Source organism: Niveibacterium sp. COAC-50, assembly GCF_013184235.1.
GTDB classification, from domain to species: Bacteria; Pseudomonadota; Gammaproteobacteria; order Burkholderiales; family Rhodocyclaceae; genus Niveibacterium; species Niveibacterium microcysteis.
This window is the reverse complement of record NZ_JABCJM010000001.1, coordinates 1,066,114-1,084,236: the sequence shown is the minus strand read 5'-3', so window position 1 is coordinate 1,084,236 and position 18,123 is coordinate 1,066,114. Positions and strand designations below refer to the sequence as shown.

Below are 18,123 nucleotides of genomic sequence, written 5' to 3'. Positions count from 1 at the left end.
CGCCGCGGCCCCCGCGTTGCGGGGCTTGTTGATAGAATGATGGGCTAGAACAGGCGCGTCGCGCCTTGCTCGCAGGATGTTAGCACAATGACTTTTCGCCCTTTTCGCACGACCTTGAACGCCTTGGCAGCCGCCATGCTGCTGGCGTGCGCCTTGCCCGCCGCCGCGGAGCCGACGCTCACGGAGGTCCAAGCGCACATGAAGCAGGGCCAATTGCCGGCTGCACTGGAAAAAGTCGACCAGATCCTTGCTGTACGCCCCAAGGATGCCCAGGCGCGTTTCACGAAAGGCGTCATCCTGACCGAGATGAACCGCCTCAACGACGCGGCAGTTGTGTATCAGAAGCTCTCCGAGGACTACCCCGAGCTGCCCGAGCCGTACAACAACCTCGCGGTGATCTACGCGTCGCAGCGTCAGTATGAAAAGGCGAAGGCTGCGCTGGAACTCGCGATCCGCACACATCCGGCGTATGCCACCGCGCACGAGAACCTTGGCGACGTGTACGCAAAGCTGGCGAGCCAGGCCTACGACAAGGCCCTGCAACTTGACTCGGCCAACACCCAGGCGCAGACCAAGCTCGCCATGATTCGCGACCTGATGGGCGGCACCACGCGCAACGCACGCACTGCGCCGACCACCAGCAAACCAGTTCAGGTCGCTGCGGCCAGCCCTGCACCTGTTGCCACGGCGCCTGTCGCCACCGCCCAGGCGAAACCGACGCCTCCAGTTGCGAAGGCCCCGGAGCCTGCGCCTAAACCTGTCGAAGCCCCAGCCAAGCCAGCTCCAGTCGCAAAGGTGGAAGCACCCAAACCTGCGGCCACCCCTGCCCCGGTTGCAGCCGCGAAGACCGAGCCTGCTGCAGCCAAGAAACCGGCCGCAAACGACAAGGCAGAAGCCGACATCCGCAAGATGGTGAACAACTGGGCGAGCGCCTGGTCGCGCAAGGACGTCAAAGGCTATCTGAGCCACTATGCGCGCGACTTCAAGACGCCGGGCGGCGTGCCACGCAAGGCTTGGGAGAGCGAACGCGAGTCGCGCCTGACCAAGCCCGGTCCGATCAGCGTCAGCGCCGACAACCTCGTGATCCGCCTGTCCGACGACGAAGCTACAGTTCGCTTCCGCCAGTCGTACGACTCGGCGAACCTGAAGTCCGCCGCCACGAAGACGCTGGTGCTCGTGCACCGCGATGGCCGCTGGCAAATCCAGCAGGAACGGGTCGGCGGCTGATGCGTAAGGTATTCCGCCACGCGGCGCGATTTGCGCTGGTCGTTGGCGCCTGCTGTGCAGGCTTGTCCGCTGCCCAGCCGATGAGGGGCCCGATCTCCGACAGCGGCCCCGAAGCTTCGCTGTCGAAGGTCTTCGACGACATCGAACATCGCAAGCTCGACAGCGCGCTGGAGCGAACGGAGTCACTGCTGCGGGTGTATCCGAACTTCCGGCTTGCACACCTGATCCGGGGCGATCTGCTGCTCGCGCGCAGCCGCCCGATCGCAGGCTTCGGCAATGCACCCTCGGCACCACCCGAAAAGGTGAGCGAACTGCGTGAAGAGGCGATCGCTCGACTCAAGGCCTATCGGAACCGCCCGCAGAACAACTACGTGCCGCGCTACCTGCTGCAGATGCGGCCCGACCAGAAGTACGCGATCGTGGTCGACACGCAGAAGTCACGCCTCTACCTCTACGCCAACGAGGGGGGGCGCCCGCGCTTCGTGGCCGACTACTACATCACCCACGGCAAGGAAGGCGCGCAGAAGGCGCGCGAAGGCGACAAGCGGACCCCGCTAGGCGTCTATCACGTCGTATCCGAAGTGCCCAAGAAGCGGCTCACCGACTTCTACGGATCAGGTGCCTTCCCGATCAACTACCCGAACGAGTACGACCGCCTGCAAGGTCGCGCGGGCCACGGCATCTGGCTGCACGGTGTGCCCAGCGACACCTTGTCGCGCCCGCCGAAGGCCTCGGACGGCTGCGTCGTGCTCGCCAACGCGGATCTTCAAGCGGTTGCGTCGCGCCTGCAACTGGGTCTGACCCCGGTGATCATCAGCAACGACGTGGAATGGCTCAGCCTTGACGACTGGCAGCAAGAACGCTCGGCGCTGCAAAAGCAGATCGAGACGTGGCGGCGTGATTGGGAAAGCGGCGATACCGAACGCTACCTGCAGCATTACGCCGACAAGTTCGCGAGTGATGATGCAATCCGCACGCAATGGTCGGCGCGCAAACGCGCCATTGCCAAGGACAAGACCTGGGTGCAGGTGCGGCTCAAGAACATCAGCATGTTCCGCAGCCCGGGCAAGGAAGACATGGTCGTCGTGACTTTCGATCAGGACTATCGCAGCAACAACCTCAAGCAACAGGCAAGCAAACGCCAGTACTGGGTCAAAGAAGGCGGGAAATGGAAAATCGTGTACGAGGGACAGGCGTGAACATCGTCCGACGCGCGTTGGCGTGCGCCCTGCTCGCCGGGCTTTCGCTCGGTTTCGCCACTCAAACAGCTGCCGCGGAAAATGGCGATCCGAAGGTGCGGATCGAGACCAGCGTCGGCACTTTCGTCGTCGAGCTCTATCCGGCCAAAGCACCGAAATCGGTGGCGAACTTTCTGAGCTACGTGGATTCAGGCCATTACGACAACACGATCTTCCACCGCATCATCCGCGGGTTTGTCGTGCAAGGCGGCGGCGTAACCGCCGACATGCGCGAAAAGTCCACGCGGGCACCGATCGAGAACGAAGCAAAGAACGGCCTGAAGAACGAGACCGCGACACTGGCCATGGCCCGCACGCAAGACCCGAATTCGGCGACATCGCAGTTCTACATCAACCTCAAACACAACGCTTCGCTCGACTATCCGTCCTTCGACGGTTGGGGCTACGCTGTGTTCGGCAAGGTCGTCGAAGGCATGGAAACCGTCCGCAAGATGGAAGCGGTTGAGACCGGTATTGTCGCCGGCCAACGTGACGTGCCGCTCAAGCCCGTTGTAATCAAGTCGGCTCGCCGGGTTACTCCCGCGGCAGCCAAGCAGTAACCCGGCCCACAGGTCGGCCCAACAGGAAATCCAACATGATCAAACTGCATACCTCGCTCGGCGTTATCGCGCTCGAACTCGACGCCGAGAAGGCGCCGAAGACCGTCAAGAATTTCATCGAGTACGTCGAGTCCGGCCACTACAACGGCACGATCTTCCACCGCGTCATCGATGGCTTCATGGTGCAAGGCGGCGGAATGACCCCGGACATGCAGCAGAAGCCGACGCGCGACACGATCGAGAACGAAGCCAATAACGGCCTCAAGAACGAGCGCGGCACCATCGCCATGGCGCGCACCCAGGCGCCGCATTCGGCCTCCGCCCAATTCTTCATCAACGTTGCCGACAACGAATTCCTGAACTACCGCTCGCCGGATCTGCAAGGCTGGGGCTACTGCGTGTTCGGTAAAGTCGTCGAAGGCATGGACGTCGTGGACAAGATCCGCGCCGTCAAGACTGGCCGTCGCGGCTTCTTCCAGGACGTGCCGAACGAAGACGTCGTCATCGAACGCGCTGAAGTCGTCTGACAGCGAGCGGTTGCCAGCATGATTCACTTCATCTCGGACCTCCACCTGAGTCCGAAGCACCCCGAGGTTGCGGCCGCCTTCCTGCGCTATATCGGCGGCCCGGCGCGCGGGATCGATGCGCTGTATATCCTCGGGGATCTGTTCGACGCCTGGCCAGGTGACGACGCTCTGGTCGATCCCGGCGCGCGTGGCATTGCTCAGGCACTCGCCGCGCTGGCAGGTAGCGGAACGAAGATCTACATCATGCAAGGCAACCGCGATTTCATGCTCGATCGCGGGTTCGCCGAGGCCGCAGGTGCGACCCTGATCGAGGAGCCCTACGCGCTGTCGTTGGGCGACACCCGCTACTTCCTGATGCACGGCGACGCGCTGTGCACCGACGACGTCGCGTATCAGCAGTTCCGTGCGATGGTGCGCAACCCGCAATGGCGGACCGCCGTCTTGGCGAAAACCCTTGAGGAAAGACTCGCGCTCGCTGCGGAAATCCGCATGAAGAGTGAGCACGCCAAGCAGGACAAGGACATCGAGATCATGGATGTGAACCTCGGTGCGGTTGATGCGGCGATTCGCGCAGCGGGCCAGATCGACCTCATTCACGGCCACACCCATCGCCCTGCCTGCCACACCCACGTGGTGGACGGCAAAGCGTGCAAACGTTGGGTGCTGCACGATTGGCACGACAAGGCCGAGTGGCTGGAATGGACGCCTGAGCACGGGCTTGCATTCCGCTCCTGCTGATGAACAAGGCGCTCATCGTTGACGACAGCGAGCCGAATCGTCGGCTCCCTGCGCTGATTCTGGGCCAGCTTGGCTGGGCCACGACAGAAGTCGCGGATGGCAGTTCAGCGCTCCACGTCGCCCGCCTGGATCACTTCGACTGCATCCTGCTTGACCTCCATCTGCCCGATCTTCGAGGCGATGAAGTCTGTCGACGCTTACGCTCAAACGCCGCTTACCCTGCGACCTGGATCGTTGCTTACACCGGCGAGAGCGCCGAGCATATCGCCCAGATTACCCAAGACGCACCCTTCGACGCTGTGCTGACTAAACCGATCACGCGTACGAGCCTGCTCAGGGCATTGCCACCTCAGGAACGCTGAGCGTCGCAGCAAAAACAAACGCCGCGGGGGCGACCCCGCGGCGTTTGTTTTCTTGGAGCCCCACTCAAGGCTGTGGGCGCAAACGAGTGCCGGTCAGCGCTCCTCGTGAGACACGAGGTTCAGATCCATCTGGCCGCCGTCGCCTTCTTCATCGCCCTCATCATCACGACCATTCGAGGCTGGCGCATCCGTGTTGCGCGCATCTTCAATCTCGTTCAGATAAGCCGCAGTGATGTCGCCCGTGACGTAGACGCCGTCGAAACACGAGGTCTCGAACACTTCAATCGCGGGGTTGAGCTCCTTGACTGCCTTCTTCAGATCTTCGAGATCCTGATAGATCAGGGCGTCTGCGCCAATCTCGTGTGCAATCTCATCCTCCGAACGAAACGCGCCGATCAGCTCGTTACGGCTTGGCATGTCGATGCCGTACACGTTGGCAAAACGCACCGGCGGCGCCGCCGAAGCCATGAACACCTGGGTGGCGCCCGCTTCGCGCGCCATATTGATGATTTCGCGGCTCGTCGTACCGCGCACGATGGAGTCATCAACCAGCAACACGTTCTTGCCCGCGAACTCCTGGTGGATTGCATTTAGCTTCTGACGCACCGACTTACGGCGCACCGCCTGCCCCGGCATGATGAACGTGCGGCCGATATAGCGATTCTTGACGAAGCCTTCCCGGTACGGCACGCCGAGTCGATTCGAAAGCTCCATCGCCGCAGGCCGGCTCGAATCCGGAATCGGCACAACAACGTCGATCTTCAGATCCGGGTATTTCTTGAGAATGCGCGCCGCGAGGTACTCACCCATTTTTACGCGGCTGTCGTAGACGGAAATACCGTCGATCAGCGAATCCGGGCGTGCGAGATACACATACTCGAACATGCACGGCGCATGCGGCAGGCCCGACGCGCACTGGCGACTCTCGAGCAGCCCCTGCGTATTGATCAGCACGGCTTCACCCGGTGCGATATCGCGCAGCAGCTTGAAACCGAGCACATCCACGGCGACGCTCTCCGAGGCAACCATGTACTCGGTGCCACCAAGCGCTTCGTTGCTGCCGATCACCAGTGGGCGAATGCCGTGCGGATCTCGGAACGCCAGCAGACCATAGCCAGCAATCATCACGACGGCTGCGTAGGCGCCCTTGACGCGACGCATCACCCCCGCCACCGCCTTGAAGATCTGCTCCGACTCCAGACGGGGGCCCTTGGCATGCTCCTGCAGCTCGTGTGCAAGAACGTTCAACAGCACCTCGGAATCCGAGCTGGTGTTGATATGCCGAAGATCGGCAAGGAACATCTCGCGCTTGAGTTCGTCCGCGTTGGTCAGGTTGCCGTTATGCGCAAGCATCAGACCAAACGGCGAATTCACGTAGAACGGCTGCGCCTCGGCCGGGTTGTAGGCCGAACCGGCAGTAGGATAGCGGCAATGCCCGATTCCCCAGTTGCCGGTTAGGTTACGCATGTTGCGCGTGCGGAACACATCGCGCACCAGCCCCGAGCCCTTGTGCATGTGAAACTTGCCGGCCTGCGCCGTCGCAATGCCGGCCGCGTCCTGCCCACGGTGCTGCAACACCTGGAGCCCGTCATACAACAGCTGGTTGACCGGCGTAGTCGCTACTACACCCAGAATCCCGCACATCGTCGATCACCTATCTGAATTGAATCCGTTTAGCGAGCGGCTCCGGCATCCACGGCGCCACCGCTAGCACCACCGCCTCAAGCGGGGGCGCCAATACCGCGTCACGCCACCAAGCCTGACGCGGAAGATTTGTCAGCCCGCCGACCATTACCAGTGCGAGCACCAGCAACAACCCGCGCGCCAACCCGAACAGTGCGCCAAAGGCTCGGTCCGCCAGACCAAGCCCAACCGCATGAAGCAACTCGCGCAACAACAAGCGCAGCAAACCAAGCACGAGCAGGCTCGCAATGAACAACAGTGCGAACGCCCCTGCCTGCTGCAATAACGGCTCGCTCGTAAGGCCACTGAACAGCGGCACGACGAGCGGCGAAAAATGTTTGGCGACGAAGAACGCAACCACCCACGCCAGAAGCGCCAGGACCTCGCTGACCAACCCGCGCCACGCGCCAAGCGCCAGCGAAATCAGCGTAACCGCGATGACCGCGTAGTCAAAACCGCTCATCGAGTCACGAACGCGGTGTTACAACGCCGGCCAGCCCCGCCTTTCGCAACTTCGCTGCCGCAGCGTCGGCCGCATCACGCGTCGCGAACGGGCCTGCACGCACTCGCGTCTTGTCCCCCAGCACCTCGGTGTAGGAATTGTAGCCTTGTGCCTTGACCTTGCTCCGGACCGACGAGACGTTGCTCGCGTCCTTGAATGCGCCGAGCTGCACGACGTAGGCCCCGCCCGTTTCAACAGCCGCACTCTTGTCGCCACTCAGGATCGCCGCAGCACGCTCCGCCTCGGATCGCTTCGCGGCTAGCTCTGCAGACTTGGTCGCTGCTGGCTTTTCCGTCTTCGCAACATGGGGCTCTTCGGGCGCCGTTGGCTTGGGCGCGCTTTGCGCGGGCGCCGGTTCAGGTGCCTTCGGCACCGGGGCGGAAGCGGTCGCACCTTCGCTCGGCGACGGCACGTTCCCACCAGACGGGATCTTGTCGTCCTCAACCGGCACTGCGGGCTTGCTCGGCGCTGGAGCGGTTCCCTGGATCACGCGCGACGCGAAATTCGCGCCCTCCTGGCTCGGAATGCGGATCTGGATGTCCTGCCCGGCCTGCTTTGGCTCATGCTCCATCACAAGGGGCAGGACAATCGCCGCGACAAGCGCCAATGCGCCTGCGCCGACCAGGCGTCGGCGCGCGCGCTTCTTCAGTTCGAGTTGGGTGTCGTTCTCGGCCATTGCAGCAGCGCGCGGGTCTCAATGACGCCCCGACGATTGGAGCACGTCGGAGACAGTAAGGAATGATCCAAAGACTGCGATTCTATCATCCGGCTGAGCGCGCTCCTTGGCGCGATTGAGCCCGGCCGTCGGCCCGTCGCAGACCTCGATATCGCCCGCCACGCCCGCCTCACGAAGCTTGGCCGCGAGCGCGTCGCCCGATAAACCCCTCGGCCCCGGCAGCGAGCAAGCCAGCCAGTGATCGACGCGACGGGCGATCAAGGAGATTGAACCGACCACATCCTTGTCCGACAACATCCCCACAACCGCATAGGTCTCAGGCGCATAGCCGAGATTGGAGATGTTCTCCGCCAACACGCCGATCGACTGTGGATTGTGGGCGACATCAAGAATCACGGTCGGTCGCCCCGGCAGAACCTGGAATCGCCCTGTCAGCGCGACATGCAGCAGGCCTTCGCGAACAGCCTGCATTGAAACCGGCAAACGGTCCGCAAGCGTCTCGAGCGCTGCCAGCACCGCCGACGCATTGAGCAGCTGGTTGGCCCCCCTCAGGGCGGGGTAGGCCAGCGAGTTGCGATTCATCGACCGCCCGACAAAACTCCATTGCTGCCGATCACCCTTGTACGAGAAATCACGGCCGATCAGCCGCAGATCGGCTCCGATCAAGCGCGCGTGTTCGACGAGGGACTGCGGCGGATTCGGATCGGAGCAAATGGCCGGCCGAGCTGGGCGAAAAATGCCAGCCTTCTCGTAACCGATCTGTTCGCGCGTCGTGCCGAGGAAGTCGGAGTGATCAATCGCCACGCCGGTCACGATCGAACAGTCCGGCTCGAACACGTTGACCGCATCCAGGCGGCCGCCCATGCCGACTTCAAGAATGATTACATCGAGCGAGGACTTGCTGAAAACCTGCCATGCAGCAAGGGTCCCGATCTCGAAGTAGGTAAGCGGCGTCTCACCGCGCGCGCTGTCGATTTCGGCAAAGGCCTCGCACAGCGCCTCCTCTGAAACCTCGGCGCCGTTGATCCGGATGCGCTCGGTGTATCGAACCAGATGTGGGGACGTATACAAACCGACGCGGTAGCCGGCAGCGCGGAGGATAGCCTCCAGCATCGCGCAGGTTGAGCCCTTTCCGTTCGTGCCACCTACCAGGATGACCGGACAGGTTTGCCGCACGCCGAGGGCAGCGGCGACCGCCCTGACGCGATCCAGACCGAGCTCGATTGCATTGACGTGCTGGCGCTCGGCATAGTCGAGCCAGTCCGACAGGGACTTCGATACCATCGCGAAGGAATGCGGCTCTTAGTTCGGTGCGCTTTGACGCGTCAGCAACGACAGAAGATCAGCCAATTCGTCGCGCAAGGCACGGCGATCCACGATCATGTCGATCGCGCCCTTCTCAAGCAGGAACTCGGAACGCTGGAAGCCTTCCGGCAACTTCTCACGCACCGTTTGCTCGATCACGCGCGGCCCGGCAAAGCCGATCAGGGCTCCCGGCTCGCCGATCACGACGTCACCAACAAAGGCAAAGCTGGCCGAAACGCCGCCCATCGTCGGGTCGGTGAGCACGGTGATGAACGGCAGCTGGCGTTCAGACAGTCGGGTGAGCGACGCGGTCGTCTTAGCCATCTGCATCAGCGAGAAAAGCCCCTCCTGCATCCGCGCACCGCCCGAGGCGGTGAAACAGATGAAAGGCACGCCCTGCTCGAGCGCAGCGGTCACGCCACGCACAAAGCGCTCGCCCACCACAGAGCCCATCGAGCCGCCCATGAAATCGAACTCGAAGACGGCGACAACGCAAGGCACGCTCTTGATCGCCCCTTGCATGACGACAAGGGCATCGCCCTCGCCCGTCTCATCGTTCGCTGCCGACAAGCGATCGGGATAACGCTTGCTGTCCTTGAACTTGAGCGGATCGACCGGCACAACCTCTGCGCCAATCTCAAACCGTGCGTCCGGATCGAGCAGAAGATCCAGACGTGCGCGTGCGCGCAAACGCTTGTGGTGCCCGCACTTCGGGCAGACATGCTGATTGCCTTCGAGATCGGAGCGGTACAGGACCGCCTCGCAGACCTCGCACTTGCTCCACAGGCCTTCAGGAATCGACTTGCGTGACGGTGCGTCGCGCTTGATCTTGGGAGGAAGCAGCTTGTTCAACCAGCTCATCGGGCGGACTCCACGACAGGTTCATCGAGTGCCAAGCGAATTTCCGACAGGAACGCTCGCACACGTTGGGGGGCTTCACCCGCGGGTGCGCGTTCGATTTCTTCAATCACACGACTACCAATCACGACTGCATCGGCCACCGCACCGATCGCGCGGGCAGAAGCCGCATCGCGGATGCCAAAACCAACGCCTACCGGCATTCCCAAGCGCGCCTTCAGATTGGGAATACGCGATACGACATCCCCAATATCCAGATGGCCAGCGCCGGTAACGCCCTTGAGAGAGACGTAGTAAGCGTATCCGCTGCCGATGTTCGCAACGCCGGCCATGCGCGCGTCGGTCGACGTCGGGGCAAGCAGGAAGATCGGATCCAGGCCTGCGGCCTTAAGCGTGTTTGCAAAGTCCGTCGCCTCCTCGGGAGGATAGTCGACGACCAGCACGCCATCGACCCCGGCCTCAGCCGCTGCCGCTACGAATCGCTCGACACCCATCGCTTCGATCGGATTGGCATAGCCCATCAGCACCACGGGCGTGGCTGTGTCAGTCGTGCGGAAGGCCTTTACCGTCGCGAGCACATCACGCAGCGAAACGCCGTGTTTGAGTGCGCGCTCCGCGGCACGCTGAATCGTGGGCCCATCAGCCATCGGATCGGAAAACGGCACCCCGAGCTCAATCACGTCGGCGCCGCCGGCAACCAGGGCATGCATCAAGGGAAGCGTCTCCGCGGGCGAGGGATCCCCCGCGGCAATGTAGGGGATCAGCGCGGTGCGCTGCTCTGCACCGAGGCGGTCAAAGACGGTCTTTATTCTGGACATGCTGTAGGTATCGAAGGCTTCAATGTGGGGGCAAGCGCATCAGAACTTGATGCCGGACTTCTCGGCGACGGTATGCATATCCTTGTCACCGCGACCCGAGAGGTTCACCAGCAGGAGCTTGTCCTTCGGCAGCGTCGGTGCAAGCCGCATTGCATGGGCGATTGCATGGGAGGATTCCAACGCCGGGATGATGCCTTCCATGCGGCAGAGCGTATGGAAGGCGTGCAGAGCTTCGGCATCGGTAACACCGACATATTCGGCGCGGGTCGTATCCTTGAGCCACGCGTGCTCCGGGCCAACGCCTGGATAATCCAGTCCCGCCGAAATCGAATGCGTTTCGATGATCTGACCGTTCGGGTCCTGCAGCAGGTAGGTGCGGTTGCCGTGCAAAACACCCGGCGTACCCGCCGATAGCGACGCAGCGTGACGGCCGGTTTCGATGCCGTCACCGGCGGCCTCTACACCGATCAGCTTCACCGACGGATGCGGAATGTAAGGATGGAAAATGCCCATCGCGTTCGAACCACCGCCCACGCAAGCGATGACTGCGTCCGGCTGGCGTCCGAAGTCTTCCTGCATCTGGTCGATAGCCTCGCGGCCGATAATCGACTGGAAGTCGCGGACCATCATCGGGTAGGGGTGTGGGCCCGCTACGGTACCAATAATGTAGAACGTGTCGGCAACGTTCGTGACCCAGTCACGCATTGCCTCGTTCATCGCATCCTTAAGCGTCTTTGAGCCCGACTCCACCGGAATCACGGTGGCACCCAGCAGCTTCATCCGGTAGACGTTGGCAGCCTGGCGCTTAACGTCTTCCGAGCCCATGTAGACGAAGCACTCCATCCCATAGCGCGCTGCGACGGTAGCCGTAGCAACACCGTGCTGACCTGCGCCGGTCTCTGCAATGACGCGCGGCTTGCCCATACGCCGGGCGAGCAAGGCCTGTCCAATGCAGTTGTTTACCTTGTGTGCACCGGTATGGTTCAGATCTTCACGCTTGAACAGGATCTGCGCGCCGCCGCAGTGGTCGGACAGGCGACGAGCGTGATAGATCGGGCTCGGACGACCAACGTAGTGCTTCAGCTCATGATCGAACTCAGCCAAAAACGCCGGATCGCTTTGCGCAACGCGGTAGGCTTCATTCAGCTCGGCAAGCGCCGGAATCAGAGTCTCAGAGACAAAAATCCCGCCGTAGGGACCAAAATGGCCACGCGTGTCGGGGAAGTTGTACGGCACTTCAGCCATCTGCATTGCGCACTCCTGCAATGAATTCAGCAATCCGCCGGGCATCCTTGATGCCCTTCGCGGCCTCGACACCGCTGCTCACATCGACCGCAGCAGGCCTGACCCGACGAATCGCCTCTTCGACATTGGCTGGCGAGAGCCCCCCCGAAAGGACCAGGGGGCGCGTCAAACCAGAGGGAATCAGGGACCAATCGAACGTCTGCCCGCCCCCGCCGAAGCCCTCCACAAAGGCGTCAACCAGAAGCGCTTGGGCAGACCCAAACGAAGCTTCGTAGTGTATCAGATCGACCCCGGGCCTCATCCGAACTGCCTTCAGGTATGGGCGCCCGAACTGCCTACAGAAGCCGTCGTCCTCATCGCCGTGGAACTGAAGCAGATGGATCGGCACGGCGTCGAGTGCGGCTCGAACATCAGCAGGCTCCGGATTGACGAACAAGCCTACGATTGAAACGAAGGGGGGGACCCGGCGGCTCAATTGCTTAGCGCGTTCTATCGATACAAACCGGGGGCTAGGCGGATAGAAAACCAGGCCGATCGCATCAGCGCCGGCGCCAACAGCCGCATCGACGTCTTCCTCGCGCGTCAGCCCGCAAATCTTCACACGCGTTCGGCTCACAGAAAACCTCCCCCAAATGTTTCATTCCTCACTCGCCCCTGATTGGGAAGCCCAAATTCTGGCGGGTAATCTACGCCGGCAAGATAGAGCCCCTCGGGTGAGAACGTGGGCGCCGCAAGGGAACGGTTTTTGGCTGCCAGCAACTCATCGATCCAGCTTGGTGGTCTAGCGCCCCGCCCGATCTGGACCAAGGCGCCAACCATGTTTCTGACCATGTGATGCAGAAATGCGTTCGCAGAAAACTCGAAAGCGATCAACGGGCCCGTTTCCAGCACCGCCGCCCGTGTCAGCGTTCGCACCGGGCTGGCGGCTTGGCATTCCGCTGCACGGAAACTCGTGAAGTCATGCTGACCAACCAGGCGCGCAGCGGCTTCCTGCATGGCCGCCAAATCGAGCTCCCAATGCGTCCAGCCCCAACGACCGCAGCCGATTGCTGGTCTGATGTCACGACTCAGAAGTAAGTACCGGTAGTGACGTGCCAAGGCCGAAAACCGTGCATGAAAGCGCGTATCAACCTCGCGCGACCAGCGAACAGAAATCGAATCAGGCAAATGCGCGTTCACGCCACGCACCCACGCAGTCAGGGGTCGAGACACATCGACATCAAAGTGCACAACCTGCACGGCGGCGTGCACTCCTGCATCAGTCCGCCCTGCGCAGTGGACCCTCACCGGCGCATCCGCAATAACCGACACGGCACGCTCCACTGCGTCCTGAATCGACGCCCCGTTGGATTGGGTTTGCCAACCGCAGAACGCGCCACCTTCGTACTCCAGACCAAGCGCAACCCTCAACGGAACATCCTCACAATGATTTCGGCCGCTACGGTCAGCAAGACCAAAGCCATGGCATCAGCCCGCACCCACTCCGGAAGATGGACCTGCACAACCGCTTCGTTCGCGCTTTCGGCATCGATCTCCGACGAGAAGCATTCTCGCCAGTTCGGCAAGCCCTCAGGTGCCGACACCATTTCAAGGACGATCGACATACGCATAGCAGCCCGATCTACCGGAAGGCGCAAGCGACGCAGCGGCGCCAGACATGCGAGCATCCCCCCGACAAGCACGTCACGCGGATAGCTTGTGACCAACATGCAAACGAACGCCAGAACACCTGCCAGCCTTGTCGAATGTTCAAGTGCTAACAAGGCGCCTTCGTAGGTCGGCGCAGGCACGAACGCTACCACCCACATGCGATCCCCCGGCGTGAAGAAGCTGTATAGAGCCGCAAGCGCCAGAAAAAGAAAACGGCTGCGTCGCATGAGCGACCACAACCGTTTTCCGGACAACCAAGCAGCCACGCAAATGGCGACGAACACTGTTGCGAGAAGCGCAGCGCCAGACAAGCGCTGCACCGTTATCACTCCCACAACGAAGGCAATCAGCCCTGCACCTGCCCCCAGCTTTCGCAAACTGCGCCTACCGACTTTCAGGACAGGCGGGCAAGCATCGCCTCGGCAGCATCCTTCTGGGCGCTCGTACCTTCCTGCATCACTTCCTCAAGCAGTTCCTTTGCGCCTTCAAAATCGCGCATCTCTTCGTAGGCCCGAGCAAGCTCCAGCTTGGTATTCACTTCATCGCCAACTTCGAGATCGTCCTCTGTCATCGGAAGTTCCGGATGGGTATCCACATCCGACTGACGAATGGGCTCAGGCGCTGCCTGAGGGGGCAAATCAAGGTCAATCCCAGACAAATCAAGCGCGGGGGCTTCCGAAGCCAGCGTTTGCGGCGAGCGATCGACGTCAAAATCAAAGTCGAGCAGACCACCTTCGAAGTTCGTTTTTTCCAGATCAACCACCGCTTCATGTTGCGGCGCCACAGCGGAAGCCACTGCGATGTCGTCGTGCGAAGGTGCGCCGGAATCAAATCCGTCCAGATCCAAAGTCATCGGCTGTTCGGGCGAGGCGCCAAGATTTGTTGTGGACAGCTTCGCTTCGGCCGCCGAGAAATCCGCCGCGCTCAGATCCGGCAGCGACTCAGCCTCGGGGGCAGAACCAACCTCCTCACCCGGCACCATGTCGATGTCGAGATTGAAGTCCAGACCAAGATCATCCGACGAACCCGCCGCCGCCTCAGCAGCAGCAGGGGACTCGCCTTCCAGCGTGCGAGTAATCTGCCCGATCTCCCCGGGCATCGTCCAAGTCGTCTGCATTTGCGACGGGGACGCCGCAGCAAAGGCCGGCGCGGCGGGCGACTGATCCGCCGGCGTAAACTCCAGTGCGGCCGGCTCTTCCTCTGCAACGTCAGCAGCCGGTTCAAACTCGAACTCCTGCGGCGTTTCGACGGTTGCGTTGCCAGCCTCGACGAAGGACAGCTCGTCGAGCATCGCTGGCTCTGCCGCGGTAGCTGCCACCTTGGTCAGCGAACGATAGAGCGGATTATCCGGATCCAGCTTGGTACCGAGATCCGCCGCACGAACCCAGTCGGTGCCAACCCCGCCGGTCTGCGTATACAGATCGGTCGCAATGTTTTCGAACTGCTTGAGGCTCTTGCGCTGCGAGTAGATCTCCAGCAACTTGACGTGGATAGCCGTACGGCTGGGATCGGACTTCAGTGCATCAAGCAGAATTTCTTCCGCTTGCGCGTCACGACCATAGGCCATGTAGACGTCGGCTTCCGCGACCGGATCAACGCCCTCATCAGCGTCGATCGACGTCAGACCGGACTGACTGAAATCAGTCGGGAGAACACTGCTACCCGTATCGACTGTTTGACCACCCGCCGGTCCAATAACGGACTCGGTACCCGTTTGAGTAGCATTCAAAGCAGTGGTATCGGGGCCAGCATTGCGCTTGGGCTTCCGTGAGCGATAAGCGAGGAAGCCACCCAGACCCAGCACAGCCGCCAGACCACCCAAGGCTGCCGGGTTCTCCAGCAACGACGCGAAGAAACCTGGCTCCTCAACGACCGGCGGGGGTGGCGGCGGTGCGACTTTCTTCGGCACTGGCTTCGGAGCGGGCTTAGGCGCGACTTCGGCCGGCGCACTAGCAGCAACGACGGGCGCCTCCGCCGGTGCCGACTGAACAGACTCAACAGCGACCGACTGCTCGACCGCGGGCTTGGTTGGCACGGGCTCAGGCTTTGCGGCTTCAGGTGCAGGCGCCTTATCGGCCGCGGGCTTGGCCGGCTCAGCCTTGGCAGCAGCGGCTTGTTTTTGAAGATCCGCCAGATTCTGGTTCTTCAAATCGACCAGCTTCTGAAGATCCTTGACGTTCTTTTCAAGTGCGGCAACGCGTTCCGTCGCTTCCTTAAGCGCACGCTCCCGCGCGACCAAGTCCTCTTCCAGCGCCTGGATACGGCCAGCAGACTTCGGATCGGCCTTGCCTGCGTCCTTCGACACCTGGCTCTTGGAGATCTTCAGTTGATCCTTGGCTTCTTGCGCCTTGGCTGCGTCCTCGACCTTCGGCGTAATCTTGCCCGACGACGATTGTTGCGCCGCGCTCTCCTTGGCCTTGCTGTCCGCGACGGCTGCCGCGGCCTTCTGCCGGTAAGCACCGAAATTGGCTGATGGCGCCGACAGGATTCGACGTGCTTCGGAAGCGGACAATTCCTTCGCCGCCGAGGATTCAGGCACCTTCAGAATTTGACCCGTCTTCAGGCGATTGATGTCACCACCAGGAAATGCCGACTCGTTAGCCGAATACAGCGCCGCAAGCATCTGTTCAAGGCTGACGTCGCTTGCCTTGGTTCGGGCCGCAATAGAAGTCAGTGAGTCGCCACTGCGTACGGTGTATTCCGAACCAGGAATATCGGTCTTCGGTTTCGCAGGGGCGGTCTCGGCCGATTTCGTCGGACGCTCCGCACGCTCAACCTTCTCAGCCTTCTCCTTCCGTTTCGAAACCGGGGTGGCTGGCTCCAGCGGTTTTGCGATCGGCGCAGAAACCTGAGGAGCGGCGGCCTTTGTGCCTTCATCCACCGGATCGAGCAGGAAGGTGTACTCGCGCATCAACCGGCCGCCAGTCCAATTGAGTTCAAGCAGCAGATCGACAAACGGCTCGCTGAAGGGACGATCGCTGGCAACCTTGACGACCGCGCCAGCACCCTTTTTCTCAATTGAAAGCCGCAGCGCGCTGAGCTGAGGCGCGTATTCGATGTTCGCCCGTCGGAAAGCTTCAGGCGACGCCAGCTTGGCACTCAAGGAGTCCAACTCCTCGGCCGTGCCGGTCACCTCGACTTCCGCGCGAAGCGGTTGACCAAGACCGCTGAAAACGTTCAGCCGGCCGAGACCTGCGGCTGAAGCGCCAAATGGCAACGCCGCGATTGCGGCCGCGATGATGGAGGCACGGAGAGTCGTCTTCATGGGCATGCCGAAATAGGCGCGTTTATTATGGTTTTATCAAAATAACATCATAGATTTAGCCTCGCAAGCTAAACCTAACTCTGAGTATTTGATGCCGTTGGCAAACTCACCGGGCGGCGAGCCTTAAGATACGGGCGTTGCGAACGCAACGCCCGTCATGACAAGGACTTAGCGTCCGAGCAGGATACGCAGCATGCGGCGCAGCGGCTCGGCCGCACCCCACAGGAGCTGGTCGCCGATTACGAAGGCGGAGAGGTATTCCGGCCCCATGTTGAGCTTGCGAACGCGACCGACACCGACCTCCAGGCCACCGGTAATCGACGCTGGCGTGAGCTCCTTTACGGAAACCTCACGGTCATTCGGCACCCACTTCACCCACTGGTTGCCCGATTTGATGATCGATTCGATCTCGGCGAGGGGCAGATCCTTCTTGAGTTTGAGTGTCAGCGCCAGACTATGGCAACGCATCGCGCCGATACGGACACACAGGCCGTCGACCGGAATCGTGCTCGCGGTACCGAGGATCTTGTTGACCTCAGCTTGCCCCTTCCATTCCTCCTTCGACTGGCCATTATCGAGCTGCTTGTCGATCCACGGAATCAGTCCGCCAGCGAGAGGCGCTCCAAAGAATTCCGTCGGCACGTCTTCGCGAATTGCCTTGGCAACCTTGCGATCGATTTCCAGGATTGCGGACGACGGCGTCGCGAGCTCATCAGCCACTGCACCATGCACGACGCCCATGCCCTTGAGCAGCTCGCGCATGTGATTTGCGCCGCCACCACTCGCAGCCTGATAGGTCATTGAAGAGACCCATTCCACCAAGCCATCACGGAACAAGCCGCCAACGCCCATCAGCAGGATGGAGTTGGTGCAGTTGCCGCCGATGTAGTTCTTCACGCCCTTTGCCAGGGCAGCATCGATAACGTTGCGATTGACCGGATCAAGGATGATGACGGCATCGTCATCCATTCGCATCGTCGACGCGGCGTCGATCCAGTAGCCGTTCCAGCCCGCAGCGCGCAGCTTCGGATAGACATCGGTCGTGTAGTCACCACCCTGGCAGGTAATGATGACGTCCATCGCCTTGAGCTCGTCGACGCTGGAGGCGTCCTTGAGTGGCGGCAGATCGCGCCCAACGTCCGGCCCCTTGCCGCCGACATTGGAGGTGGTAAAGAACACCGGCTCGATCCGCTCGAAGTCCTTTTCCTCACGCATACGCTGCATCAGCACGGAACCGACCATGCCGCGCCAACCGACAAATCCGACTCGCATTTGAATTTCCTCTTAATGCCCCCTGCCCGCTTCCCTTGCCTCGACCGCGGGCAGGGAGCATGTGCGCGGAGGAGACAATGGATCAGGCCGGGATGGTTTTAATCCCGGTGGTCGTAATGATGGTGATGATGGTCGCGCGCAGCCCTGCCGATTTCGGCAAGGGCTTGTGGAGCACGATGGCGCGCGGACAGTTCATC

General features: G+C 61.5%; 18 protein-coding genes. 6 read left to right on the top strand and 12 right to left on the bottom strand.

All coding sequences use genetic code 11. The annotated features are described in order from the left end of the window. Nucleotides 1-87: 87 nt before the first annotated feature. From HH302_RS04870 to HH302_RS04845, 6 genes are read left to right on the top strand one after another with little or no spacing between them, the layout of a single operon-like run. Complete coding sequence (locus tag HH302_RS04870; protein ID WP_172198944.1) at nt 88-1,227, top strand: tetratricopeptide repeat protein; 1,140 nt, start codon at nt 88-90, stop codon at nt 1,225-1,227. Further along, complete coding sequence (locus HH302_RS04865; RefSeq protein WP_172198942.1) at nt 1,227-2,426, top strand: L,D-transpeptidase family protein; 1,200 nt, start codon at nt 1,227-1,229, stop codon at nt 2,424-2,426. Before HH302_RS04870 ends, HH302_RS04865 begins: the two co-directional genes overlap by 1 nt. Before the next feature lie 2 nt (nt 2,427-2,428). After that, a complete protein-coding gene (locus tag HH302_RS04860) occupies nt 2,429-3,025 on the top strand; it encodes a peptidylprolyl isomerase (protein ID WP_371814614.1) in 597 nt (198 codons plus the stop codon). A gap of 35 nt (nt 3,026-3,060) precedes the next feature. Further along, nucleotides 3,061-3,552, top strand: coding sequence for a peptidylprolyl isomerase (locus HH302_RS04855; protein ID WP_172198938.1), 492 nt, complete (start codon nt 3,061-3,063; stop codon nt 3,550-3,552). A gap of 18 nt (nt 3,553-3,570) precedes the next feature. Beyond that, nucleotides 3,571-4,290 (top strand): UDP-2,3-diacylglucosamine diphosphatase, encoded by a 720-nt coding sequence (locus HH302_RS04850; RefSeq protein WP_172198936.1) that lies wholly within the window; start codon nt 3,571-3,573, stop codon nt 4,288-4,290. Continuing rightward, nucleotides 4,290-4,652, top strand: coding sequence for a response regulator (locus HH302_RS04845; RefSeq protein ID WP_172198934.1), 363 nt, complete (start codon nt 4,290-4,292; stop codon nt 4,650-4,652). The genes HH302_RS04850 and HH302_RS04845 overlap by 1 nt, the downstream gene beginning before the upstream one ends. Nucleotides 4,653-4,745: 93 nt before the next feature. On the opposite strand, the gene purF is transcribed toward HH302_RS04845, so the two are convergent. From purF to asd, 12 genes are all read right to left on the bottom strand, one after another. Further along, nucleotides 4,746-6,296: an amidophosphoribosyltransferase gene (purF, locus tag HH302_RS04840; RefSeq protein WP_172198932.1), complete on the bottom strand. Its 1,551-nt coding sequence runs from the start codon at nt 6,294-6,296 to the stop codon at nt 4,746-4,748. A 10-nt stretch (nt 6,297-6,306) separates the two neighbouring features. Then, the gene (locus HH302_RS04835) at nt 6,307-6,798 is read right to left on the bottom strand and encodes a CvpA family protein (protein WP_172198930.1); all 492 of its coding nucleotides are present in this window, start codon (nt 6,796-6,798) and stop codon (nt 6,307-6,309) included. A 4-nt stretch (nt 6,799-6,802) separates the two neighbouring features. Further along, entirely contained in the window at nt 6,803-7,513 is a 711-nt protein-coding gene (locus HH302_RS04830) for an SPOR domain-containing protein (RefSeq protein ID WP_172198928.1), read from the bottom strand. A gap of 18 nt (nt 7,514-7,531) precedes the next feature. Beyond that, complete coding sequence (folC, locus tag HH302_RS04825; protein ID WP_172198926.1) at nt 7,532-8,797, bottom strand: bifunctional tetrahydrofolate synthase/dihydrofolate synthase; 1,266 nt, start codon at nt 8,795-8,797, stop codon at nt 7,532-7,534. An 18-nt stretch (nt 8,798-8,815) separates the two neighbouring features. Then, nucleotides 8,816-9,679: an acetyl-CoA carboxylase, carboxyltransferase subunit beta gene (accD, locus tag HH302_RS04820; RefSeq protein ID WP_172198923.1), complete on the bottom strand. Its 864-nt coding sequence runs from the start codon at nt 9,677-9,679 to the stop codon at nt 8,816-8,818. Continuing rightward, a complete protein-coding gene (gene trpA, locus HH302_RS04815) occupies nt 9,676-10,494 on the bottom strand; it encodes a tryptophan synthase subunit alpha (RefSeq protein WP_172198920.1) in 819 nt (272 codons plus the stop codon). The genes accD and trpA overlap by 4 nt, the downstream gene beginning before the upstream one ends. 39 nt (nt 10,495-10,533) lie before the next feature. Next, entirely contained in the window at nt 10,534-11,745 is a 1,212-nt protein-coding gene (gene trpB, locus HH302_RS04810; protein ID WP_172198917.1) for a tryptophan synthase subunit beta, read from the bottom strand. Next, nucleotides 11,732-12,355, bottom strand: coding sequence for a phosphoribosylanthranilate isomerase (locus HH302_RS04805; protein ID WP_172198914.1), 624 nt, complete (start codon nt 12,353-12,355; stop codon nt 11,732-11,734). Before HH302_RS04805 ends, trpB begins: the two co-directional genes overlap by 14 nt. Next, nucleotides 12,352-13,149, bottom strand: coding sequence for a tRNA pseudouridine(38-40) synthase TruA (gene truA / locus HH302_RS04800; RefSeq protein ID WP_172198911.1), 798 nt, complete (start codon nt 13,147-13,149; stop codon nt 12,352-12,354). Before truA ends, HH302_RS04805 begins: the two co-directional genes overlap by 4 nt. Further along, entirely contained in the window at nt 13,146-13,709 is a 564-nt protein-coding gene (locus HH302_RS04795; protein ID WP_172198908.1) for a hypothetical protein, read from the bottom strand. The genes truA and HH302_RS04795 overlap by 4 nt, the downstream gene beginning before the upstream one ends. 74 nt (nt 13,710-13,783) lie before the next feature. Beyond that, nucleotides 13,784-16,660: a FimV/HubP family polar landmark protein gene (locus tag HH302_RS04790; protein WP_172198904.1), complete on the bottom strand. Its 2,877-nt coding sequence runs from the start codon at nt 16,658-16,660 to the stop codon at nt 13,784-13,786. Nucleotides 16,661-16,822: 162 nt separating this feature from the next. After that, nucleotides 16,823-17,926: an aspartate-semialdehyde dehydrogenase gene (gene asd / locus HH302_RS04785; protein ID WP_172198901.1), complete on the bottom strand. Its 1,104-nt coding sequence runs from the start codon at nt 17,924-17,926 to the stop codon at nt 16,823-16,825. Nucleotides 17,927-18,123 lie beyond the last annotated feature (197 nt).

Excerpts from the sequence above, each read along its gene's own strand:
- HH302_RS04870 (WP_172198944.1), top strand. The coding sequence starts at position 88 with ATGACTTTTCGCCCTTTTCGCACGACCTTGAACGCCTTGGCAGCCGCC.
- HH302_RS04865 (WP_172198942.1), top strand. The coding sequence starts at position 1,227 with ATGCGTAAGGTATTCCGCCACGCGGCGCGATTTGCGCTGGTCGTTGGC.
- HH302_RS04855 (WP_172198938.1), top strand. The coding sequence starts at position 3,061 with ATGATCAAACTGCATACCTCGCTCGGCGTTATCGCGCTCGAACTCGAC.
- HH302_RS04850 (WP_172198936.1), top strand. The coding sequence starts at position 3,571 with ATGATTCACTTCATCTCGGACCTCCACCTGAGTCCGAAGCACCCCGAG.
- HH302_RS04845 (WP_172198934.1), top strand. The coding sequence starts at position 4,290 with ATGAACAAGGCGCTCATCGTTGACGACAGCGAGCCGAATCGTCGGCTC.
- purF (WP_172198932.1), bottom strand. The coding sequence starts at position 6,296 with ATGTGCGGGATTCTGGGTGTAGTAGCGACTACGCCGGTCAACCAGCTG.
- HH302_RS04835 (WP_172198930.1), bottom strand. The coding sequence starts at position 6,798 with ATGAGCGGTTTTGACTACGCGGTCATCGCGGTTACGCTGATTTCGCTG.
- HH302_RS04830 (WP_172198928.1), bottom strand. The coding sequence starts at position 7,513 with ATGGCCGAGAACGACACCCAACTCGAACTGAAGAAGCGCGCGCGCCGA.
- folC (WP_172198926.1), bottom strand. The coding sequence starts at position 8,797 with ATGGTATCGAAGTCCCTGTCGGACTGGCTCGACTATGCCGAGCGCCAG.
- accD (WP_172198923.1), bottom strand. The coding sequence starts at position 9,679 with ATGAGCTGGTTGAACAAGCTGCTTCCTCCCAAGATCAAGCGCGACGCA.
- trpA (WP_172198920.1), bottom strand. The coding sequence starts at position 10,494 with ATGTCCAGAATAAAGACCGTCTTTGACCGCCTCGGTGCAGAGCAGCGC.
- trpB (WP_172198917.1), bottom strand. The coding sequence starts at position 11,745 with ATGCAGATGGCTGAAGTGCCGTACAACTTCCCCGACACGCGTGGCCAT.
- HH302_RS04790 (WP_172198904.1), bottom strand. The coding sequence starts at position 16,660 with ATGCCCATGAAGACGACTCTCCGTGCCTCCATCATCGCGGCCGCAATC.
- asd (WP_172198901.1), bottom strand. The coding sequence starts at position 17,926 with ATGCGAGTCGGATTTGTCGGTTGGCGCGGCATGGTCGGTTCCGTGCTG.